The sequence below is a fragment of the Streptomyces bambusae genome (genome assembly GCF_020532645.1).
In the GTDB taxonomy this organism is placed as follows: domain Bacteria; phylum Actinomycetota; class Actinomycetes; order Streptomycetales; family Streptomycetaceae; genus Streptomyces; species Streptomyces bambusae.
Window position 1 is genome coordinate 239,029 of the sequence record NZ_JAJAUZ010000002.1, and the last position, 22,795, is coordinate 261,823.

General features: G+C 72.3%; 17 protein-coding genes. 4 read left to right on the forward strand and 13 right to left on the reverse strand.

Annotated elements, in window-relative coordinates; all coding sequences use genetic code 11:
- Window positions 1-13 precede the first annotated feature (13 nt).
- Window positions 14-2,173: a RecQ family ATP-dependent DNA helicase gene (locus LG634_RS02515; protein WP_226731881.1), complete on the forward strand. Its 2,160-nt coding sequence runs from the start codon at window positions 14-16 to the stop codon at window positions 2,171-2,173.
- A gap of 214 nt (window positions 2,174-2,387) precedes the next feature.
- A complete protein-coding gene (locus LG634_RS02520; RefSeq protein ID WP_226731882.1) occupies window positions 2,388-3,017 on the forward strand; it encodes a hypothetical protein in 630 nt (209 codons plus the stop codon).
- A gap of 54 nt (window positions 3,018-3,071) precedes the next feature.
- Here the strand turns inward: LG634_RS02520 and LG634_RS02525 are convergent, their stop codons facing one another.
- The 8 genes from LG634_RS02525 to nrdR all read right to left on the reverse strand — a co-directional run bounded on the left by LG634_RS02525 (window position 3,072) and on the right by nrdR (window position 11,598).
- Window positions 3,072-3,713, reverse strand: coding sequence for a hypothetical protein (locus LG634_RS02525; protein WP_226731883.1), 642 nt, complete (start codon window positions 3,711-3,713; stop codon window positions 3,072-3,074).
- Window positions 3,714-3,771: 58 nt separating this feature from the next.
- Window positions 3,772-4,473, reverse strand: coding sequence for a ribonuclease HII (gene rnhB / locus LG634_RS02530; protein ID WP_226731884.1), 702 nt, complete (start codon window positions 4,471-4,473; stop codon window positions 3,772-3,774).
- 304 nt (window positions 4,474-4,777) lie between these two features.
- Entirely contained in the window at window positions 4,778-5,686 is a 909-nt protein-coding gene (locus LG634_RS02535) for an ADP-ribosylglycohydrolase family protein (protein ID WP_226731885.1), read from the reverse strand.
- Between the two features lie 11 nt (window positions 5,687-5,697).
- Window positions 5,698-6,357: a histidine phosphatase family protein gene (locus tag LG634_RS02540; protein ID WP_226731886.1), complete on the reverse strand. Its 660-nt coding sequence runs from the start codon at window positions 6,355-6,357 to the stop codon at window positions 5,698-5,700.
- A gap of 68 nt (window positions 6,358-6,425) precedes the next feature.
- Window positions 6,426-7,031, reverse strand: a complete 606-nt coding sequence (locus tag LG634_RS02545) for a YdbC family protein (protein WP_226731887.1) — start codon at window positions 7,029-7,031, stop codon at window positions 6,426-6,428.
- Window positions 7,032-7,064: 33 nt separating this feature from the next.
- A complete protein-coding gene (locus LG634_RS02550; protein WP_226731888.1) occupies window positions 7,065-7,883 on the reverse strand; it encodes an arylamine N-acetyltransferase family protein in 819 nt (272 codons plus the stop codon).
- A gap of 139 nt (window positions 7,884-8,022) precedes the next feature.
- A complete protein-coding gene (locus LG634_RS02555; protein ID WP_226731889.1) occupies window positions 8,023-10,905 on the reverse strand; it encodes a vitamin B12-dependent ribonucleotide reductase in 2,883 nt (960 codons plus the stop codon).
- A 183-nt stretch (window positions 10,906-11,088) separates the two neighbouring features.
- On the reverse strand, window positions 11,089-11,598 hold the full coding sequence (nrdR, locus tag LG634_RS02560) for a transcriptional regulator NrdR (protein ID WP_226731890.1): 510 nt from the start codon (window positions 11,596-11,598) through the stop codon (window positions 11,089-11,091).
- A gap of 532 nt (window positions 11,599-12,130) precedes the next feature.
- On the opposite strand from nrdR, the gene lexA reads away from it, so the two are divergent.
- A complete protein-coding gene (gene lexA, locus LG634_RS02565) occupies window positions 12,131-12,922 on the forward strand; it encodes a transcriptional repressor LexA (protein ID WP_226731891.1) in 792 nt (263 codons plus the stop codon).
- A gap of 153 nt (window positions 12,923-13,075) precedes the next feature.
- Here lexA and LG634_RS02570 read toward each other — a convergent pair whose 3' ends face one another.
- From LG634_RS02570 to LG634_RS02590, 5 genes are all read right to left on the reverse strand, one after another.
- Window positions 13,076-15,046 carry an ATP-dependent DNA helicase gene (locus LG634_RS02570; RefSeq protein ID WP_226731892.1) on the reverse strand — a complete coding sequence of 657 codons (1,971 nt, stop codon included), beginning with the start codon at window positions 15,044-15,046 and terminating at the stop codon, window positions 13,076-13,078.
- Between the two features lie 37 nt (window positions 15,047-15,083).
- Window positions 15,084-16,928: an IucA/IucC family protein gene (locus tag LG634_RS02575; protein WP_226731893.1), complete on the reverse strand. Its 1,845-nt coding sequence runs from the start codon at window positions 16,926-16,928 to the stop codon at window positions 15,084-15,086.
- A gap of 75 nt (window positions 16,929-17,003) precedes the next feature.
- Complete coding sequence (locus LG634_RS02580; protein ID WP_226731894.1) at window positions 17,004-17,756, reverse strand: GNAT family N-acetyltransferase; 753 nt, start codon at window positions 17,754-17,756, stop codon at window positions 17,004-17,006.
- 16 nt (window positions 17,757-17,772) lie between these two features.
- Window positions 17,773-19,653 carry an IucA/IucC family protein gene (locus tag LG634_RS02585; RefSeq protein WP_226731895.1) on the reverse strand — a complete coding sequence of 627 codons (1,881 nt, stop codon included), beginning with the start codon at window positions 19,651-19,653 and terminating at the stop codon, window positions 17,773-17,775.
- A gap of 22 nt (window positions 19,654-19,675) precedes the next feature.
- Window positions 19,676-21,301: a diaminobutyrate--2-oxoglutarate transaminase family protein gene (locus LG634_RS02590; protein ID WP_226731931.1), complete on the reverse strand. Its 1,626-nt coding sequence runs from the start codon at window positions 21,299-21,301 to the stop codon at window positions 19,676-19,678.
- 251 nt (window positions 21,302-21,552) lie between these two features.
- On the opposite strand from LG634_RS02590, the gene LG634_RS02595 reads away from it, so the two are divergent.
- Window positions 21,553-22,779, forward strand: a complete 1,227-nt coding sequence (locus tag LG634_RS02595; protein WP_226731896.1) for a trypsin-like serine peptidase — start codon at window positions 21,553-21,555, stop codon at window positions 22,777-22,779.
- Window positions 22,780-22,795 lie beyond the last annotated feature (16 nt).

Sequence of the window (22,795 nt, forward strand, 5' to 3'; positions counted from 1 at the left end):
GTTGCATGGAGGCATGAACGCAGACCTCAGGGCCTCGGCCGATTCCGTACTCGCCCGTCTCGTCGGAGACGCCACGGGCACCGCCCGGTTGCGCGAGGACCAGTGGCGCGCGATCGAAGCACTCGTTGCCGACAAGCGCCGGGCGCTCGTGGTGCAGCGCACCGGGTGGGGCAAGTCCGCGGTGTACTTCGTCGCGACCTCGCTGCTCCGGGCGGCCGGCAGCGGCCCGACCGTGATCGTGTCGCCGCTGCTCGCGCTGATGCGCAATCAGGTGGACGCGGCCGCCCGGGCCGGGATCCGGGCGCGGACCATCAATTCGTCCAATCCGGAGGAGTGGGAGTCGATCCAGGCCGAAGTGGCGGCGGGCGAGGTCGACGTGCTGCTGGTGAGTCCCGAACGGCTCAACAATCCGGAGTTCCGCGACCAGGTGCTGCCGAAGCTGGCCGCCGCCACCGGTCTGCTCGTGGTCGACGAGGCGCACTGCATCTCGGACTGGGGGCACGACTTCCGCCCCGACTACCGGCGGCTGCGGACGATGCTCGCCGATCTGCCGCCGGGCGTCCCGGTGCTGGCGACGACGGCCACGGCCAACGCCCGGGTCACGGCGGACGTCGCGGAGCAACTCGGCACCGGCGCCGGGACGGACGCCCTCGTGCTGCGCGGCCCGCTGGACCGGGAGAGCCTGAGTCTGGCCGTGCTGCCGCTGCCCGATGCCGCGCACCGGCTGGCGTGGCTTGCCGACCACCTCGGCGAGCTGCCGGGCTCGGGCATCGTCTACACGCTCACGGTGGCGGCCGCCGAGGAAGTGACGGCGTACCTGCGTCACCGGGGGCACGTCGTGGCGTCGTACACGGGCAAGACGGAGAACGCGGACCGCGAGCAGGCGGAAGAGGACCTCCAGGCGAACCGGGTCAAGGCGCTGATCGCGACGTCCGCGCTGGGCATGGGGTTCGACAAGCCGGACCTCGGATTCGTGGTGCACCTCGGCTCGCCCTCCTCCCCGATCGCCTACTACCAGCAGGTCGGCCGGGCCGGCCGCGGTGTGGAGCATGCGGAGGTGCTGCTGCTGCCGGGCCGGGAGGACGAGGCGATCTGGCAGTACTTCGCCTCGGTGGCCTTCCCTCCCGAGGAGCTGGTGCGCCGGACCCTGGACGTGCTCGCGCGCGCGGAGCGGCCGATGTCGCTGCCCGCCCTGGAGCCTCTGGTGGACCTGCGGCGCACCCGCCTGGAGTCGATGCTCAAGGTGCTTGACGTCGACGGCGCGGTGCACCGGGTGAAGGGCGGCTGGACGGCCACCGGCGAGCCGTGGGTGTACGACGCGGAGCGGTACGCATGGGTGGCCCGGCAGCGGGCCGCGGAGCAGCAGGCGATGCGGGACTACGCGTCGACGGCCGGCTGCCGGATGGAGTTCCTGCGCCGGCAGCTGGACGACGAGGAGGCCGCGCCGTGCGGGCGCTGCGACAACTGCGCGGGCCCCCGGTACACGGCGCAGGTGGCCGAGGCCTCGCTGACGACTGCCCGCGGCGAGTTGGGCCGGCCGGGGGTGGAGCTGGAACCGCGCCGGATGTGGCCGACGGGCCTGGCTGCGGTCGGGGTGGACCTCAAGGGCCGCATCCCGGCGGGCGAACAGGCTTCCACCGGACGGGCGCTGGGCCGCCTGTCGGACATCGGATGGGGCAACCGGCTGCGCCCGCTGCTTGCCGACCAGGCTCCCGACCAGCAGATTCAGGACGATGTCGCCAAGGCGGTGGTGGAGGTGCTGGCGGACTGGGCGCGGGGACCGGGCGGTTGGGCCTCGGGCGCGCCGGACGCGCCGGCCCGGCCGGCGGGTGTGGTGACGGTCCCCTCACGGACCCGGCCGGTGCTGATCGGGTCGCTCGCCGCGCGGATCGCGGAGATCGGCCGCATGCCGTTGCTGGGCGGCCTCGAGTACGGGGCCGAGGTGCCCGGCTACGGGCTGCCCTCGTCCAACAGTGCCCAGCGGGTCCGGGCGCTGCACGAGGTGCTGGCGGTGCCTCGGGAACTGGCGGAGGCACTCGCGCGGACGCCGGGGCCGGTGCTGCTGGTGGATGACTGTTCGGAGAGCGGATGGACCCTCGCGGTGGCGGCGCGGCTGCTGCGGCGGGCGGGCGCAAAGGAGGTGTTTCCGCTGGTCCTTGCGGTTCAGCCGTAGTTCGATGCGTCGACGGCGGCGCGGCGGGGCAAGGATATGAACGGCATACCGGCCGAATCCGGTCGGTCGGATCAATTGCTCGTTGCCGCGCGCTGACGGGCCACGCAAGAATTGGGGTGCTCCCGCACGGCTCGTCGGCACTGGCACACGGCCGCGCCGTGGCGCGCCGTCACTCAGCCGTGCCCGCATCGGGCGTGCAGCCGAAGGGAGGACCGTGGCCTTCGGATTCGCTCCGTCCTCAGCCGGCTCGATACCCGGGTCCGCCAGTACCGCCGTCCGCCACGGAAGGCTGCTGGAGCCCTCGGAATGGGCCGCTGCGGGGGTCCCGCTGCTGCGCAATCCGCGCGAGGTGGTCAGCGGGCTGTACGCCCGTCACGAACCGGGTCCGGCCACTGCCGTGATCGCCGTGCTCGGTCCGGAGGAACGTCTCGTCGCCAGTGCCTCGTTCACGCAGCGGACCGTGTCGACGGACGGCTGGGAGTACCGCAACGCGCTGCTGTCGCGGCTGCGCCGGGTGATCCCGCACGACCTGCGTCGCCGTACGCCGGTCCGGACCGCGGTGCTGCTCTACTCCCGTGAGGGCGACGAGCGGTGGACCGAGGAGGACGGCGCCTGGATGTGGGGGCTGCGGGACGCCTGCACCCTGCACGGGCTGCGCGCCGGCGCGTACATCACGCTCACCCGCGGCGGCTGGCAGGTCCTGGGCGAGGGCCGTGGCGGCCGTCATCCGGGGCTCGGGTCCAGGCCGGTGCCGCTGGGCGAGAGCCCGTTGGACGCCGCTTCGCTCACCCCGCGGACGGGCGGCGGGGCCCTCGAGGCGCTGCGCCGGACGGCAGCCCGCTGAGGCCCGGCCGAGCCGGGCGGTCCCGCCACTGGAGAGCGGCGGGACCACAGAGCGTCAGACGCTCGCGCCCAGCACGGAGTTGATCTGCTGCGGGTCGCCGCACACGATCAGCAGCGCGCCGGCCCGGGTGAGGGCCGACGGCAGGGTACGGGCGGTGTCGTCGGGCGCGCCGCCGTTGGCCGCGTACACGACGACGGGACGGGTGCCGGCCCGCTCCGCCTGCGCGGCGTCCGCGTAGAAGACGTCGTCCCCGGCGTCGTGCTGCGCCCAGTAGGACGCCTCGCCGAAGGACAGCTCGTGCGCGGCCCACGGGTGCGGGTCGCCGGTGGTCAGCACCAGGACGTCGCCGGGGGCCCGGCCGGCGTCCAGCAGCAGGTCGACGGCTTCCTCGGCCGCGTCCAGCGCACCCTCGGCCGAGGCCGGGATCAACTGGATCTGCGGCACCGCAGCCGAGACGGAAGGGGTGGAGGCCGCCGAGGGCTGCGGTGCGCGCGGCACAGGCGGGGTGGGCCTGGGGGATCCGCCCGTGCGGCTCACCGCTGCGGGGGACGGACCGGGGCGACCGGGCCGCGGGACGGCGGCGGGACGCGGACCAGGAACGGGGCGAGGGGTCTGCGCGACCCGGCCGGGGGCCGGAGTGACGCGGGGACCCTGGGCACTCTCGTGAATCTGAGGCTCCTCGGGGATGAGAGGCATGATGGTTGTCTATCAAACGCCGGTACGAGTCCTACCAGCGGGTGGTACATGTGTGCGATCAGAAATCGAAGCCGAGTTGGCCTCCGTTTTCCAGTTCCAGCAATTCCTCGCTCCTGCGGATCTTCTTGAGGTGCCGCCACTGCGGCAGACCGTCGAGATACGACCAGGAGAGCCGGTGGTACGGGGTGGGCCCCCGCTCCTCCAGCGCCGCACGGTGGACCGGCGAGGGATAGCCGGCGTTGTCCGCGAAGGCGAAGTCGTCGATTCCGGGGCCGAGTTCGGCCATCATCCGGTCGCGCCGCACCTTGGCGATCACCGAGGCCGCGGCCACGGCGACGCAGGAGCGGTCGCCCTTGATCACAGTGCGCACCTGCCACGGCGCCCCGAGGTAGTCGTGCTTGCCGTCGAGGATCACCGCGTCGGGGCGCACCGGGAGGGCTTCCAGGGCGCGGACTGCGGCGAGTCGCAGGGCTGCGGTCATGCCCAGCTCGTCGATCTCCTCGGGCGAGGCGTCGCCGAGGGCATACGCGGTGACCCAGTCCTCCAGCACCGCGGCCAGCGCGTCGCGCCGCTTGACCGTGAGGAGCTTGGAGTCGGTGAGCCCTTCGGGGGGACGCCGGAGGCCGGTGATCGCCGCACACACGGTGACGGGACCGGCCCAGGCTCCCCTTCCGACCTCGTCGACCCCGGCGATGATCTTTGCGCCGGTGGTTGCGCGGAGGGAGCGCTCGACGGTGTGAGTGGGTGCTTCGTAGGGCATGGCGCCAGCAAGGTTACGCCGCTCCGGGGCGCCCGCGACACCCCGGGCGGCACCCCTCTCACGGACTGGGCGGCACCGGATCGTCCGGAGTGTCGCACTCCGCTCCGGCGCACACCCCGACTTCGCTTCCGCGTAGCGCTGAAACGATCTACAAGGTCGCCCAATCAGCCCTTGACCGAGCCGGTCAAGGCGCACCGGACGCCACAGAAGTCCCGCTCACATCGCACTCGCGAAGACAGGTGTCGCACCCGACCGGACGGTCGGCGAACAGTGCGTGAACGCCGACTTCGTCACAGTTTCCGGATCACACGGCGGCCGGTACCCAGCCGGGCAGCTCCTCCGTCCGGTCGAGCCATGCCCCGGGCAGTGCCGGCAGCCCCCGGCCGCCCAGCACTCCACCGACGATCGCGCAGGTCGTGTCCACGTCACCGCCCGCCTGCGCGGTGGTCCAGAAGGCCTGCTCGAAGTCGCCGAGGCTGCGCGCCGCCGACCACAGCGCGAACGGGACGGTGTCGTGCGCGCTGGTCCGCCGGCCGCAGCCGAGGACCGCCGCGACCGTCGTTGCGTCGCTGTAGTCGAGCATGTCGCGTGCCCGCCGCAGACCGGCGCCCACGGCACTGCGCGGCACCAGCGCGATCACGGCGTCCAGCAGGGCCTCCGGATCCGGCGGGCCCGCCGGATCAGCGGCGAGGGCTGCCGCGGCCGCCACCGCCATCGCGCCGCACACGGCCTCGCGGTGCTGGTGGGTCGGGTACGCCGAGATCTCCGCCTGGTGGGTGGCCTGCTCGGGGTCGTCCGCGTACCAGGCACCGAGCGGCGCGATCCGCATCGCGGCGCCGTTGCCCCACGAGCCCTGGCCGTTGAACAGGGCGGCGGACAGCTCGCGCCAGTCCCCGCCCTCCCGGATCAGGCGCAGCATCCGGTTGACGGCGGGGCCGTAGCCGCGGTCGAAGTCGTGGTGCTCGGCGAACGAGCCGGCCAGGGCGTCCTGGTCGATCCGGCCGTGTGCGGCGAGCACGGCGAGGACCGAGCAGGCCATCTCGGTGTCGTCGGTCCACTGCCAGGGACCGGCGGGCAGTTCGCGCCGCTTGAGCAGGGGGTAGTTCGCGGGGACGAAGAACTGGGAGCCGAGGGCATCGCCCACCGCCAGTCCGCGCAGGCTGGCCAGGGCGCGTGCGAAGCGCCGCTCGGGGGAGGAGTCAGGGGTCGTCATCGCGGGCAACTCTAACCGTCCAGGTCGTAGGACTGGGGTGTGATCCAGCGCTCGAAGGGCCGGTCGAGCCGGTACCGGCCGTCATCGCCCAGCAGCAGCGTCCGGTACTCGCCGTTCCCCGGGTTCGACAGGCATTCGAACTCGGCCACCGACCAGTGGAACCACCGCATGCAGAACAGCCGCATGGTCAGGCCGTGCGTCACCAGCAGGACGTTCGGCGGATGATCGGGGGCCTCGAACGACCGGTACAGGCTCTCCAGGAACGCGCCCACCCGGTCGTAGACGTCGGCCCCGGACTCGCCCTGGGCGAACCGGTAGAAGAAGTGCCCGTACGCGTCCCGATAGGCCTTCTGGAGGCGTACGTCGTCCCGGTCCTGCCAGTTTCCCCAGTCCTGCTCGCGCAGCCGGGGCTCCTCGCGGACCCGGACCCGCGCCGGGTCCAGCGCCAGCGCGCGGAACGTCTGCAGGGTGCGCCGGTAGGGGGAGACGTACGCGCTGACGGGCTCCTCGCCGAAGAGGGCGCGCAGCTGCTCCCCCGCGACCACCGCCTGCGCGCGGCCGGTCTCGGTGAGCCTCAGGGCGTGGTCCGGCTCCCTCTCGTACACCGTGTCGTCGACATTGCCTTCCGATTCCCCGTGCCGGACGAGGACGATGCGCCGCGGTCGTGCCATGCTCCGACCCTAAAGGGGCGCGCGCCTGTTCGAGCGGAGGCCACGGCGCCGGGGCGGGGCGCCGTGGGTCACACCGTCCAGGCGCGCTCGACGTCGATGACGTCGCCGGTGAGCGCCTCGATGTCGGCCTCCGTCTGGGCGCGCAGCGACAGCCGTTCGATGCGCTCTTCGCGGTACTTGCCGTGCTCGGCCTCGGAGTCCCACATCGAGAGGATCATGAACTCGCGGCCGGGTGCCTCGCCGAACAGCCCTCGGAGCATTCCGGGCGACCCGGCCATCGCCGGGTTCCAGACCTTCTCCTGCATGAGGGCGAAGTGTTCCAGCCGGCCTTCTCGCACCCGGCAGTGGGCGACCCGCAGTACGTCGGCGTCGGCGAACTGCGGCCGGAATCCGGTCTTCACGTCGAAGCGGTGGTCGAAGAGCGTGACCCGGGCATGGCTGAACGTGCCGTGCTGGGCGGCGGCGAGGCGGTCGTGGGAGCGCGCCATGAAGGAGTCGTAGAACGACCGGCTCTCCCAGAAGGCGAAGACGTGCGCGACCCCCTGCCGGCTCCGGCTCCAGCCGCCGCCCTGGCCCCGGAACCCCGGCTCGCCCGGCAGCCCTGCCCATTTCCGCTGTCCGCGCTCGAACCCCCGGCGGTCCACCACCGTGCAGCGAATCCACTTGACCAGCACCGCGCCATCGTACGGGGATCAGCGCGACCGCGGTCAGAGTCCTGGCCAGTAGGTACGAAGCAGTTGCCGGGCGTCCGCTTCCGGCAGGCTGATCCCGAACTCCTGGTCGAGGAGCCCGATCACATCATCGGATGCCACATGGCTGCGGTCGGGCCCGCCGTCCGGCCGGAAGACGATCAGTTGGCCGTCCACGAAGGCGGTGCGCCGCTCCGGAGCCGTCCGCATGGCGAGGGCCCGGCCGGTGAAGAAGGACTTCGGATGGGTGGCGCTGTAGTGGTTCATCAGCTCGAAGTCGACGGGGTGGAGGCGCTGCGGGGCGAAGGCGTAGAGGTCCCGCTCGCCGTCCGCGTTCCGCGAGCGCAGCACGAGCACGCCGTCGTCCTCTGCGGCGACGGAAAAGCCCCACTCGCCCTGCCGGGACCGGGTGCCCGGCTCCAGCAGCAGCGGCTCCGTCGGGCCTTGGACGCCGAAGCCGGCGTCGGCCAGCCAGGGCCGGCCGTCGACGGTGACGACGAGGAGGGCGTGCGTCACCGGCAGCAGCGCGTCCCCGCGGGTGCGGTTGCGGGCGCCCCGGCCCGCCACCTCGAAGCCGATGCGCTCCAGGGCGGCGGCGAGCAGCGAGTTCTGCTCGTAGCAGTACCCTCCGCGGCGTTGCCGTACGAGCTTGTCCTCGAGGCTCTTGACGTCGAGCGGGACGCCCCGCCCGAGGGCGACGTCCAGGTTCTCGAAGGGGATGGACCGGGTGTGGCAACGGTGCACTTCCTGCAACGTCCGAAGGTCCGCCCGGAGTTCCCCGCCGTACCCGATCCGCGTCAGATACGCGCCGAGATCCAGCCCATCACCGCTCCACATGCCTGCACCCCCGTACGGACCCCGGGGCGAAGGCTGCTGCCCCCGCCCGCCCCCATGATGACCACACCACCCCGGCAGCGGAAAACAGCGGCGCCCCCGCACCGGACGTCGTGTCCGGTGCGGGGGCGCCGCTGGATACTCAGCTGCAGCCGCTCGTGGAGCCGCAGCCCTCGCAGATGTAGCAGGAGCCGGCGCGCTGCATCTTCGTGCCGCAGGAGAAGCACAGCGGGGCGTCGGCGCTGACGCCGAGCTGCATCTCGACCAGTTCCGCGTTGGTGTGGGCCTGCTTCGGGGCGGGCACCTGGACCGGGACCGGCTGCGGGGCCGGGGCGGCCGCGAGCGGCGCGGACTGGGCCAGGCTCTCGGTGTCCAGCTCCTCTTCGACGGGCTCGTACGAGCCGGTGTCGAGGTGGCGCTGGCGCTCCTCGGCGGTGTGGATGCCGAGCGCGGAGCGGGTCTCGAAGGGCAGGAAGTCCAGCGCCAGGCGGCGGAAGATGTAGTCGACGATCGACTGCGCCATCCGCACGTCCGGGTCGTCCGTCATGCCGGCCGGCTCGAAGCGCATGTTGGTGAACTTCGAGACGTAGGTCTCCAGCGGCACGCCGTACTGCAGGCCGACGGAGACGGCGATGGAGAAGGCGTCCATCATGCCCGCGAGGGTCGAGCCCTGCTTGGACATCTTCAGGAAGACCTCGCCCAGGCCGTCGTCCGGGTAGGAGTTCGCCGTCATGTAGCCCTCGGCGCCGCCGACCGTGAAGGAGGTGGTGATGCCGGGACGGCCCTTCGGAAGGCGCTTGCGGACCGGGCGGTACTCGACGACCTTCTCGACCGCGGCACGGATGGTGTCCTCCGCCTTGGCGGTGACCTCGGCCTTCTCGTCCTCCTTCTTCTTGGCGGAGAGCGGCTGGCCGACCTTGCAGTTGTCGCGGTAGATCGCGAGCGCCTTGACGCCGAGCTTCCAGGCCTCGAAGTAGATCTCCTCGACCTCCTCGACAGTCGCCGACTCCGGCATGTTGACCGTCTTGGAGATGGCGCCGGAGATCCACGGCTGGATCGCGGCCATCATGCGGACGTGGCCCATCGGCGAGATGGAGCGCTCGCCCATGGCGCAGTCGAACACCTCGTAGTGCTCGGTCTTCAGGCCGGGAGCGTCGATCACGTTGCCGTGCTCGGCGATGTGGGCGACGATCGCCTCGATCTGCTCCTCCTGGTAGCCCAGGCGGCGCAGGGCCTGCGGGACGGTGCCGTTGACGATCTGCATCGAGCCGCCGCCGACGAGCTTCTTGAACTTGACCAGGGCCAGGTCCGGCTCGACACCGGTGGTGTCGCAGGACATCGCGAGGCCGATGGTGCCGGTCGGCGCGAGCACGGAGGCCTGCGCGTTGCGGAATCCGTTCTTCGCACCGAGGCGCAGGACGTCCTGCCAGGCCTCGGTGGCCGCGGCCCAGATCGGGGTGTCCAGGTCGTCGCCGCGCACGGCGGTGGCGTTGGCGTCGGCGTGCTGCTTCATGACGCGCTGGTGCGGCTCGGCGTTGCGGGCGTAGCCGTCGTACGGGCCGACGACCGCGGCGAGCTCGGCGGAGCGCTTGTACGCGGTGCCGGTCATCAGCGAGGTGATCGACGCGGCGAGGGTGCGGCCGCCGTTCGAGTCGTACGCGTGGCCGGTCGCCATCAGCAGGGCGCCGAGGTTGGCGTAGCCGATGCCGAGCTGGCGGAAGGCGCGGGTGTTCTCGCCGATCTTCTGGGTCGGGAAGTCCGCGAAGCAGATCGAGATGTCCATCGCCGTGATGACGAGCTCGACGACCTTGGCGAAGCGCTCGGAGTCGAAGGACTGGTTGCCCTTGCCGTCGTCCTTGAGGAACTTCATCAGGTTGAGCGAGGCGAGGTTGCAGGACGTGTTGTCCAGGTGCATGTACTCGCTGCACGGGTTGGACGCGGTGATGCGGCCGGACTCGGGGCAGGTGTGCCAGTGGTTGATCACACCGTCGTACTGGATGCCCGGGTCGGCGCAGGCCCACGCGGCCTCGGCGAGCTTGCGGAAGAGCGCCTTGGCGTCGACCTTCTCGATGACCTCGCCGGTCATGCGGGCGCGCAGGCCGAACTCGGTGCCGTTCTCGACGGCCGTCATGAACTCGTCGTTCACGCGGACGGAGTTGTTGGCGTTCTGGTACTGGACGGACGTGATGTCGTCGCCGCCCAGGTCCATGTCGAAGCCCGCGTCGCGCAGGGCGCGGATCTTCTCCTCTTCCTTCACCTTGGTGGCGATGAAGTCCTCGACGTCCGGGTGGTCCACGTCGAGCACGACCATCTTGGCCGCACGGCGGGTGGCGCCGCCCGACTTGATCGTTCCTGCGGACGCGTCGGCGCCGCGCATGAAGGAGACCGGGCCGGAGGCGTTGCCGCCGGAGGACAGGAGCTCCTTGGAGGAGCGGATGCGGGAGAGGTTCAGGCCGGCGCCGGAGCCGCCCTTGAAGATCATGCCCTCTTCCTTGTACCAGTCGAGGATCGACTCCATGGAGTCGTCGACGGCCAGGATGAAGCAGGCGGAGACCTGCTGCGGCTGGGGCGTGCCGACGTTGAACCAGACCGGCGAGTTGAAGCTGAAGATCTGGTGCAGGAGGGCGTACGTCAGCTCGTGCTCGAAGATCTCGACGTCCGCGGGCGACGCGAAGTAGCCGTGCTCCTCGCCGGCCTTCGTGTACGTCTTCACGATCCGGTCGATCAGCTGCTTCAGACCGGTCTCGCGCTGCGGGGTGCCGACCGCGCCGCGGAAGTACTTGCTGGTGACGATGTTGACCGCGTTCACCGACCAGAAGTCGGGGAACTCCACGCCGCGCTGCTCGAAGTTCACCGAGCCGTCGCGCCAGTTGGTCATGACGACGTCACGGCGCTCCCAGACCACTTCGTCGTACGGGTGCACGCCGGGGGTGGTGTGGATGCGCTCGATGCGCAGGCCCTTGCCCGCAGCCTTGGCACCCTTGGTGCGGGAACCGCGTGCCGGACCGCTCGCCGTCTCTGTCATGCCGTCCTCCCATATACGGGCAAAAACGCCCTGATGTGCCAGCGAAATTCCGCGGCACGGTGTGTGTCTGATCTGGCTGGGTGACCCGCGGGGCAATGCTCTGCGGGCAGGTCTGTCTTCCCGGCTTCCCGCCGGGTGGTGGGGGCTCCGCGGGCCCGGCAGCGCCGATGGGCGCCGGCCGGGTCAGTCGGAGGCGGAGGCGGGCACGGGGACCGGGGTGGTCCCGGCGGGCTCGCATTCCGGGGCGGGCCGCGGCACGCGGAGTTCCGCGATGGCGGCCTCGAAGTCTTCGAGGGTGTCGAACGCCTTGTAGACGGACGCGAAGCGCAGGTACGCCACGAGGTCGAGCTCCTGCAGCGGGCCGAGTATGGCCAGCCCCACGTCGTGGGTGGTCAGCTCGGCGCTGCCGGTGGCGCGCACCGCCTCTTCGACCCGCTGGCCGAGCTGGGCGAGGGCGTCCTCGGTGACCGGCCGGCCCTGGCAGGCCTTGCGCACGCCGGAGATGACCTTGGTGCGGCTGAAGGGCTCCGTCACTCCGCTTCGCTTGATCACCATCAGCGATGCGGTCTCGACCGTGGTGAAGCGGCGGGAGCAGTCCGGGCACTGCCGGCGTCTGCGGATCGACGTGCCGTCGTCCGTCGTACGGCTGTCGACGACGCGGCTGTCGGGGTGCCTGCAGAAGGGGCAGTGCATGGCTCCGAACCCTCCCTCACGGCACGACTGAATTGCTTCGGATGCATCCCGGGCAGGTCCCCACCAGGGCTCTCGAAGCAGCCACCAGCATAGGCGATGTCGGGGACCTCGGCAGACCGGGACCACAACTTCTGGGTGGCAGCGGCCATCCAACCACTAGATCTTGGGTCCGGACGGCAGGACACACCCCAGCGTGTCGCGGGTTCTCCTGGCCGAATGACGCCGGTGCCCCTGGCAGACTGGGAGCCGCGTCACACCCGGATCGGTGCGCTGCGGGGCGCTCCCGCCGGCGGCCCGGCGCCGGCGCGAGCCAGCCTCGGTCCGACCTTGATCCGACCCGGAAGGGTACCGTAGGGATGGGCTCCGGCACCGAACCCGCGTTCGGTTTGATGGCCCGATCAAACGCCCATACACCCAGCACTGCGATCACGATCGGTGAAGTCCGTTTTTTCACTCGAACGTGTGTTTGGCGCAACCTTTCGAAAGCTACTACCGTTGTCCAGCCAGGGAGAACAAGTCGAGAGGGGCCGACGTGACCACCACCGCAGACAGTGCCACCATCACTGCCCAGAACCGCTCCCAGAGCCGACTCGATCCGGTACACGCCATGAACGACGCACCCATGATCCCGGAGGGTGACGGGGTACGCCCCGCACGCTCGCTGCCCGGCCGCCCGCCCGGCATCCGCGCGGACAGCTCGGGGCTCACCGACCGGCAGCGGAGGGTCATCGAGGTCATCCGGGACTCGGTGCAGCGGCGGGGTTACCCACCGTCCATGCGGGAGATCGGCCAGGCCGTCGGCCTGTCCAGCACCTCCTCGGTCGCCCACCAGCTGATGGCCCTGGAGCGCAAGGGTTTCCTGCGCCGCGACCCGCACCGCCCCCGCGCGTACGAAGTGCGCGGGTCGGACCAGCCCAGCTCGCAGCCCACCGACACCACCGGCAAGCCCGCCGCCTCGTACGTGCCGCTGGTCGGCCGGATCGCGGCCGGCGGCCCGATCCTGGCGGAGGAGTCCGTCGAGGACGTCTTCCCGCTGCCCCGCCAGCTGGTCGGTGACGGCGAGCTCTTCGTCCTCAAGGTCGTCGGCGACTCCATGATCGAAGCGGCCATCTGCGACGGCGACTGGGTCACGGTCCGCCGCCAGCCCGTCGCCGAGAACGGCGACATCGTGGCCGCCATGCTCGACGGCGAGGCCACGGTGAAGCGCTTCAAGCGCGAGGACGGCCACGTGTGGCTGCTGCCCCACAACGCCGCCTACCAGCCGATCCCCGGCGACGAGGCGACGATCCTCGGCAAGGTCGTCGCCGTCCTGCGGCGGGTCTGACCCGCTGTCTCCCTGGAACCGGACCCCGGGACCAACTGCGCCGGTCCCGGGGTCCAGCCATGCCCCTACGGGACTCCGCACCGGTGAAGGAACGTACGAGAACGGCCCGCACGGACACTCAGCCCGTGGGGGTCGTTTCCCGTTCCGGCGGGCTCAGCGGCCCTCGGCAGTCGCCGCCGCGTCGATGGCCGCCAGCGACTTGCGGACCTGGTTGCGGTCCGTCGTGTACCAGAAGTCGGGCAGTGACGACCGCAGGAACCCGCCGTAGCGGGCCGTCGCCAGCCGCGGGTCGAGGACCGCGACCACACCGCGGTCCCCGGCGGCCCGCACCAGGCGGCCGGCGCCCTGCGCCATCAGCAGCGCGGCGTGCGTGGCGGCCACGGACATGAAGCCGTTGCCCCCCGCCTCCTCCACGGCCTTCTGCCGGGCGCTCATCAGCGGGTCGTCGGGCCGCGGGAACGGGATGCGGTCCATGACCACCAGCTGGCAGCTCGGCCCCGGCACGTCCACGCCCTGCCAGAGGGACAGCGTGCCGAACAGGCAGGTCTTCGGATCTGCGGCGAACGACTTGATCAGTTCGCCCAGCGTCTCCTCGCCCTGCAGCAGGATCGGCGCGTCCAGCCGGGTGCGGAGCTCCTCCGCGGCCGCCTGTGCCGCACGCATCGAGGAGAACAGCCCGAGCGTCCGGCCGCCGGCGGCCCCGATCAGTTCCGCCAGCTCGTCCAGCATGTCCCCGCGCGAGCCCTCCCGGCCCGGCGTGGCCAGGTGCTTCGCGACGTAGAGGATGCCCTGCTTCGGGTAGTCGAACGGGGATCCGACGTCCAGGCCCTTCCAGACCGGCAGGTCGTCGCCCGTGACGCCCTCGGGCGCCAGGCCCAGCGAGGCGCCCACACCGTTGAAGTCCCCGCCGAGCTTGAGGGTGGCCGAGGTCAGCACCACCGACCTCTCGGAAAAAAGCTTCTCCCGCAGCAGACCCGACACCGACATCGGAGCGACGCGCAGAGTGGCGCCGAACCGGTCGTGGCGCTCGTACCAGACCACGTCGTACTCGGAGCCGCTGATGATCCGCTCCGCCACCGAGTGGATGGTCTCCACCGAGGCCAGGGCCTGCTTGCGGACCGCGTCCTCGTCCTGGACCGACTTGTCGCGGGTGGCTCCGATCCCCGAGATCACGTTGCGCGCGGCGTCGCGCAGGGTGAGAAGTGCGTACCCGAGGTCTTCGGGGATCACTTCGAGGCGGCCGGGGAGCGCCAGCTCCATCACGCGTTCGAAGCCCTCGGCGGCGCTCTGGAGCTCGTCGGCGGTCTTCTCGCTGACGAGCTTCGCCGCCCGCTTCACGGCGCGGTTGACCTGGCCGGGGGTGAGCTCGCCGGTGGCCACGCCGGTGACGCGGGAGACCAGCTCGTGCGCCTCGTCGACGATCAGCACCTCGTGCTGCGGGAGCACCGGGGCGCCCTCGATGGCGTCGATCGCGAGGAGGGCGTGGTTGGTGACCACCACGTCGGCCAGCTTGGCCCGCTCGCGGGCGGCCTCCGCGAAGCATTCGGCGCCGTACGGGCACTTCGTGGCGCCGAGGCACTCCCGCGAGGAGACGGAGACCTGCGCCCAGGCACGGTCCGAGACGCCGGGGGTCAGGTCGTCGCGATCGCCGGTCTCGGTCTCGTCGGCCCAGTCCCGCAGACGCAGCAGGGCCTTGCCGAGCTTGCTGGTCGGCCCGGCTGCCTCGAACTGGTCGAAGAGGCCTTCCTCCTCGTCCTGCGGGGCTCCCTCGTGCAGCCGGTGCAGGCACAGGTAGTTCGAGCGGCCCTTGAGCATGGCGAACTGCGGGCGGCGGCGCAGCTGCGGGTGCAGCGCCTCGACCGTCCGCGGCAGGTCCCGCTCGACGAGCTGTCGCTGGAGGGCCAGGGTGGCCGTCGCGACGACCACGCGCTCGCCGTGCGCGAGGGCCGGCACCAGATAGCCGAGGGACTTTCCGGTGCCGGTGCCGGCCTGGATCAGCCGGTGCGCGTTCTCGTCGATGGCTTCGGCGACGGCTTCGGCCATGGCCACCTGGCCGGGCCGCTCCGTACCGCCGACGGCGGAGACGGCGGCGTGCAGCAGGTCGGGGAGGGAGGGGTTCGTCATAGCACCGTCAACCCTACGCGGCCCCACCGACAACGCCTCACGGCCGGTTCAGCGGGTTGGGTACGGTTCCGGCCACGACGGCGTGCGGGCGCTCGGGCCGGTCCCGGTAGCCGTCGCTGTAGAGACGGTTCCGGTTCAGGCAGAGGCGCTCGATCCGGGGGGTGAGCAGGTCGAACAGCTCGAAGCGGTCCTTCAGCTCGGGGAAGCGGGCCTGGTAGCGGAGGATCTCCTCCCGTACGAGGGTCCAGAAGGTCTGCTCGGGCACGCCGAGGCGGTCCTCGCAGATCGCGGAGAGGTAGCGGAAGACGCCGACGAACAGTCCGGAGTGGATGAACTGCGGAAGGAAGCCGGCGGGCTCGGTGAGGAGCACCTCGCGGACCTCGTCGGGCATGGCCGCGCGCTCGGGCAGCGGCTCCTCGCTGACGTTGACGTCGTCGACGAAGTCCTTCACGGCCAGCCGCACCGGCACGTCGTGCTCGTCGAAGACAACGATGGCGTTCTCCCCGTGCGGCGAGAAGACGGTGCCGTACCGGTAGAGGAAGTGGAGCAGCGGCGGCAGGAGGGCGGCGAACAGCCTGCGGAGCCAGACCTCGGGGGTGAGGCCGGAGCGCGCGACCAGTTCCTCGGTGAAGGCGCGGCCGCGCGCGTCGGTGTGCAGCAGCGAGGCCAGTGTGCGGGCCCGCTCCCCCGCTGCCAGCAGGCCGGTGAGCGGCTCCCGCCAGATCGCGCCCAGCAGCTCCTTGTACTGGTACGGGACCTCGGGCAGCTCGTCGTAGACGGGGTGCCGGACGGTCACGGAGGCCACCTCGCCGAGCAGGACCACCCTGCACTCGTCGCGGAGGAAGGGGTCCGCGTCCCGGAGGGAGTGCACCCAGGCGGTGACGGCGGGGGCGGCCGCGGCCAGCTTGGTGGGCAGGCCGCGCCAGACGAGGGTGTTGAAGACGGACAGCGGCAGCTTGACGCTGTGCCGGTCCGGCCGGGTGAGGTTGAGGAAGGTGCGGATGGACTGCTGCGGGAGCCGTGCGTCGGGATCGGCGGGCAGCGGCACCAGGGCGCCGGAGGCCAGGGCGGGGGCGAACAGGGGCAGTACGACCTCGTCCCACTGCCAGGGGTGGACGGGCAGGTAGAGGTAGCCGCGCGGGTCGAGGCCGCGGTCGCGGAGGGCGCGGTCGAAGGCGTCACGGGTGACGGGGTCCAGCTCGCGCGCGTACAGGCGGGCAGGGTCCGCGAGGCCGCCGACGCCGCGGTACCCGGCGAGGGAGGTGTGGGCGGCGAGCCAGGGCAGCCTCTGCGGGGTGCGGGCCTCGGGGGCCCAGGCGGCGGCGTCGGTGCCGGAGAAGCCGAGCCGGCCCTTGTTGAGGACGAGCCAGGGGTGGCCGGTCTGGTGGCCTTCGAGGGCGGCGTAGTCGAGGTCGGCGAGGAGGTCCGCGGTGAGGGCGGTGTGGTCGAGGCGGGCGTCGGCGCTGAGGGTGGCACCGAGCTCGCGGATCAGGTGGCCGAGGGTGGCGCCGTCGAGTTCCAGCAGGCCGCGGGTGAGGACGAGGAAGCGGAACGGGTCGGTGAAGGGGACGGGGCCGGCCTGCGGGTCTCCGGCGGGCGTGTGGGTGAGGGTGGCGGGGTCGACGTGCCAGCTGCCGTACGAGCGACGGCGGGCCCGGAAGCCGAGAACGGAGCCGTCGTCGAGGGTGAGGGTCCAGGCGTCGGTGCCGGAGGGGTCGGCGTGCGGCTGCAGGACGTCCTCGTACGCGAACTCGCCGATCATCTTGGCAAGGAGGCGGCGGCCGGCGTACTCCCAGCCGGGACCGTTGAGTTCGGGCGGGGTCTGCGGGGAGGGGGGCTCGGTGGGTACGGCGGAGTCGTAGCGGGCTGGGACGTTCGGCACAGGACTCCTCAGGTGGGAAATCTGGGACATGAGGGTTCGTCGGGACTGGCACGGGGGATGATCGAACAGGGGTGCTCAGAGAAGGTTGCGCAGGGCCCGCTCACGGATCATCAGGGCGGCGCGCTTCTCGGGGAGGTCGATTTCCGCGGACAGGCGGAATCCGGAGTTCAGGAAGGCTGATACGGAGGGGGTGTTGCGGATGTCCGGTTCGGCGATGACGCGCGTGCAGCGGGGACGGTTGTCGAGCACGAGGTCGGCCACGGCACGGAGCAGCAGGGTCCCGAGGCCGCGTCCGCGGTCCGTGGAGCCTCCGATCAGCAGGTGGATACCCGTGTCGTGGGGGCGCGCCGGGTAGTGCCGGGCGAGCGGGTCGAGGTCGGCCCGGTAGATCTCCCAGTAGGACATCGGCCTGCCGTCGAGCGTGCCGAGGCAGGGGATGCTGCGGCCGTCGCCTTCGAGCTGGCCCCGCAGGTGGGCTTCGGTGGTGTCCGCAGGGCCGGCGAGTTCCCAGAACGCGGCCACGACGGGGTCGTTCATCCAGCGCGTGAGGATGTCCAGGTCGCGCTCGATGCGTACGGGCGTGAGCCGGAAGACGCCTGCGGTGGTGGGGACGGCGTTCCAGGTGGCCGGGGAGTCCAGCAGGTCGGCCTCGGCCAGGAACGGCAGGCTCTCGGGGGTGCCGGGGCGCAGCGCGGAGCGGTCGGGTTCCGAGGCGAGCAGGGACAGCAGCTCGCTGGGGATCCGCAGGTCGAGGGTGTCCTCGCAGGAGTATCCGGCGTGCGGGGCGGGAGCGGTCCCGGTGGCGGGCGCTGCGTCGGTGGGGGTCATGCGGGGTGTCCCAACGTCAGTCGTGGAGGGGGTTGGTGAGGGTGGCGTAGACGGACTGGGTGTCGACGGGTCCGACGAGTTCGTCCAGCCCGTGCAGCCGGGTGAGCAGGTTGGCCTTGCAGCGCAGGGTGGGCGAGTCGAGGAGCAGGGCCGGCAGCGGGCCGAGGCCGGAGGCCTTGCCGAGGAAGCGGCGGAAGGCGGCGAGCAGGAGCCGCTCGTCGGCGAGGCCCTGGGAGCCGAAGGCTCCGATCAGGCCGAGGACGTTGTTGATGCCGAGGTAGTAGGCGAAGCGCTCGTCGGTGACGGCGTCGGAGACGAACGTGTCGCTGGCGGTGCCGATGCCGGGCAGGCGCCGGTCGAGTTCGTCGCGGTGGGACTCGCGGAAGTAGTAGCCCTGGTTGTCCCGGTAACGGCCGCCGGCGGGCCAGCCGGCCGGGTCCAGCAGGACGAGGGTGTTCTGCTGGTGTGCTTCGAGGGCGATGCCGGCGAGGGCGTCGAGGGCGAGCACGGGCAGGACGACCTGGTCCAGGTAGCGCAGGAACCACTCGGTGGCGACGGCGGAGGCTGGTCGTCCGGTGGCGGCGGCCAGACGGGCGACGGTGTCGGCGAGCCGTGAGGTCACGGTGTCGCGTCCGGGCCACGGGCGCGGGGCGGTGAGGGCGGCGATGCACACGGCGTCGTCGGCGGGGCCGAAGGGGTTGTGCCGCAGCAGGGCGTCGAGGCCGGGTACGGGTTCGCCTTCGGGGGTGTTGACGGCCACCCACGCGGGGTCGCGGACGATGTCGAAGCCGGGGTGGGCGGCCTGCCACTGGTCGGCGAGGCCGGCGCGCAGCAGCCGGTGGACTTCGACACCGCGGTGGAGTTCCTTGCGGAGGTTCTCCCGGCGGGAGTTGGTGATGGGGACGCCCAGCGAGAGCTTGAGCATCGCGGGGGTGCCGGGGCGGGCGACGGTGCGGATCGAGGAGGTGGGGTGCCAGGGGGTGCCGTGGGCGCCGAGGTCGTGGAGGAGTCCGGTGTCGAGCAGGGCGTTGACGGCGGGGCGGTGCAGCAGGTCGCGGGCCTGCCAGGGGTGCAGGGGAAGGGGGGTGGTGCCTTCGGGGAGGGTGAGTCCGGGGGCGAGGCGGGCGAGGAGCTGGGCGGCGGGGACGGTGCGGCCGCTTTCGGTCCAGGCCGAGTCGGTGGCGAGGACGGAGGGGTGGACGGCCATCCAGTGCAGCGGGAAGGCACCGTGCAGTTCGGGTGAGTAGCGGCGGGCTTCGGCCTCGGAGAGGCCTTCGCGGCTCTTGGGTGTGGGGTGGAGGGGGTGTCCCAGCAGCAGGGACTGTTCGGCGGTGAGGAAGGGGTCGGCGCCGGCGGGCGGTCCGGGGTTGCGTCGCCGGTCGGCGATGAAGGCGGTGGTGCGGCGCACGGAGTCGGCGACCCGGCCGACCAGGTCGGCGCCGCCGCGGCCGCCGCCTTCGCGGACGAGGAGTCCGGCGAGGGTGACGGCGTCGAGCCCCGGGGCGTCGGTGGGGGCACAGCCGAGGCGGGGTGGGGCGAAGCGGTGCCAGCCGGCGGGTGACCAGTAGCGGACGGGCGTGAGGAGGGAGGTGCCGGAGGCGGGCAGCGGGATGTGCAGGGTGGGGCCCTCGGGGCGGGGCAGGTCGTTCTCGCGGACCCAGCAGCGCAGCAGGTTCTCGACGGCGGCGGCCTCGGCGGCGAGTGCGGGGTCGTGGTGGTCGAGCAGGTCGGGCGGTTCCTCGGCGGGGCGTGCGGTGGCGGGTGCGGCCGGGCGGAGCCGGGGGATGCCGTCCTTCTGCCGGGGCACGGTCGCCGGGGCCGCAGCGCCGGACTGGGCCGGCGGGGTGTGGGAAGGGCCGTCGGCGGGTTGCGGTTCGGGGGCGGAGCTGGAGGTCACGGGGGTTCCTTGGGTGTCCGGATCAGTACGCGTCGGGGTCGCCGCGGCGGGCGTGGTGGCGGATGCGCTCGGCGTCGGCGATGGCGTCGGCGAGCCGGTCGAGGACGGCCGTGGCCTGCTCGTCGGTGAGGGTCAGCGGGGGCAGCAGCCGGACCACGCTGGAGTGCCGCCCTCCGAGCTCGACGATGAGCCCTCGCCGCAGGCATTCCTGCTGCACGATGGCCGCCAGCACGGGGTCGGCGGGTGCGGGCGCCATCCGCCGCCCGGCCGCCCCCGCGGTGGTGCCGCCCGGCGTCGGGCGCCGGCCCGCTGCGGACTCCGTACGCGCGGGGAGCTGCACGGGCCCGGGGGCCGGCCGCGGCGCTGGGTCATGGCACGACCCGGCGGTGTGCCCGGGGCACGGCTCGGTCGCGCGCTCGTCGTCACGCCCGCCGACCGCATCCGTACCTCCGGGGGCCGGGGTGCGTCCGGCGGCCGGCTGCGGCACAGAGGCGGCTCCGGCGGGGGGCTGGACGGGGACGGAGGGGGCGGCTTCGGGGTCGACGAGTTCGACGCCGAGCATCAGGCCGCGGCCGCGGACGTCGCCGATGCAGGGGTGGGCGGTGGCGAGGGTGCGAAGGGCGGTGAGCATCCGGGCGCCGAGGTCGGCGGCGCGGGCGGCGAGGCCGTTACGGCGGACGTACGCGAGGGTGGCGGTGCCTGCGGCCATGGCGAGCTGGTTGCCGCGGAAGGTGCCGGCGTGGGCGCCGGGCTGCCAGGTGTCGAGGTCTTCGTGGTAGACGACGACGGCGAGCGGCAGGCTGCCACCGATGGCCTTGGACAGGACCATCACGTCAGGCACCACCCCGGCGTGGTCCACCCCCCAGAAGGCGCCGGTGCGACCCACGCCGGTCTGCACCTCGTCGGCGATCAGCGGGATCCCCCGCTCGCGGGTCACGGCGCGCATCCGGCGCAGCCAGGCGTCGGGGGCGGGGTGCACCCCGCCCTCGCCCTGGACCGGTTCGAGGATCATCCCGGCGGGGGCGGTCACCCCGCCCTTGGGGTCGTCGAGGAGGTTCTCGGTCCAGTGGGCGGCGAGGTCGGCGCCTTCCGCACCGCCCACGCCGTACGGGCAGCGGTAGTCCTGCGGGTAGGGCAGCCGGGTGACGCGGACGTCCTGGGCGCCGCCGGAGGCGTCGAGGGCTCCGGCGGTCATGCCGTGGTACGCGCCGGTGAAGGCGAGCAGTCCGGAGCGTCCGGTGGCGTTGCGGACCAGCTTCAGTGCGGCTTCGACGGCGTCGGTGCCGGCCGGACCGCAGAACTGCACCCGGCCGTGCTCGGCGAGCGGGCCGGGCAGCGAGGCGAACAGCTCGGTGGTGAAGGCGTCCTTGACCGGGGTGGCGAGGTCGAGGACGTGCAACGGGGCGCCGGAGTCGATGACTTTGCGGATGGCCTCCAGCACCACGGGGTGGTTGTGGCCGAGCGCGAGGGTACCCGCCCCGGAGAGGCAGTCGAGGTAACGGCGGCCGTCGGCGCCCTCGATGGTCAGCCCGCGGGCCCGTACCGGCACGATCGGGAGCGAGCGCGCGTATGTGCGGGCCGCGGATTCGCGCAGGGACTGGCGGCGCAGGATGGCCTCGGGTTCTGCCGTCCCCTCCGCCGCGCCCATCGGTGCTGCTGCAGCCGCCTGTTCGGTCAAGGCCACTACTCTCGGTCCTCCCGCATGGATTGCTCTTCGAACAAGGACGCTGCACTCGCGTTCCCCCGTACGTACCAACGACGACGGCGCCGGGGGATCACGGGTGGGTCCGAAGATCCTTGCGGGCGGGGAACCGCGCCCCCGCTCTGCACCGTCACCAACCTCAGCGGCATAGTGGGGGGTTGCACTCCACGCCTCGAAGCACCAGGGGGATACACGACATGCGACCGATCCGACCGGCCTCCGCCGCCCCGAGCGGGCGAAGCTCCCGTCGCGGATCCCGGACCGCGGTGGCCACCGGCCTGTGTGCGGTCCTCGCGCTGACCGCGGCGGCCTGCGGTCCGGGCGGCGACGAGGCGAGCGGCGGCAAGCCGACCGTCGCGGCGAGCGACCCGGCACCGGGCCCCGGCGGCATCAAGATCCCGGAGCAACTCCGCGACAAGCTGCGGGAGCACGGCATCGACCTCGACAAGTGGCGGGACGGCGCCTGGAAGGACTGGAAGAAGGACGACTGGCTGCGCGAGGCCGAGGACTACATCAACCCGATCATCGAGGACCTGTGGGACCCGGACCGGATGCGCCGGGCGAAGAAGCCCGAGCAGCCGGTGGCCGACCCCGACCTCGGCAAGGACCAGGGCGTCACGGACCCGACCCCGGCGCCCGTGCGGGCCCGCCCGGTGCAGTCTCCGTACCACCAGAGCGTGCCGGAGGCCGGGAAGGTCTTCTTCGACGGACCCGAGGGTTCGATGGTCTGCTCGGCGACCGTGGTGAAGGACCCGGCCCGCCCGGGCAAGTCCAACATGGTCTGGACGGCCGGCCACTGCGTGCACGCGGGCAAGAAGGGCGGCTGGTACCGGAACATCGCCTTCGTGCCCTCGTACAACGACGCCGGCCGGTCGGCCGCCGACCTCAAGGGCGCGTCGCGCGAGCAGGTCGCCCCGTACGGCGTCTGGTGGAGCGACTGGGCGTCGACGTCCGACCAGTGGATCGCCGAGGGCGGTCCGACGGGCGGCGCGGGTGCCCCGTACGACTTCGCGGTGCTGCATGTGACGCCGGAGAAGGAGACCGGGAAGTCGCTGGAGGAGACCGTCGGTTCGGCGCTCCCGGTGGAGTTCCAGGCGCCCTCGGTCCCGAAGGTCGCTCAGATCACGGCCACCGGCTACCCGGCGGCGCCGCCGTTCGACGGGCAGCGCGCCTTCCAGTGCGCCGACCGGCCGGGCCGGCTGTCGCTGAACGCGCAGGACCCGGTGATGTACCGGATCGGCTGCACGATGACCGGCGGTTCGTCCGGTGGCGGCTGGGTGGCCACGGGCCGGGACGGCAAGCCGGCTCTGGTGTCCAACACCTCGATCGGCCCGGTGACGGCGGGCTGGCTCGCCGGTCCGAGGCTGGGTGCCGAGGCGAAGGCGATCTTCGGCGCGGTGAGCGGCAAGTTCGCGGGCCGCTAGACAAGTCCGCGGGCCG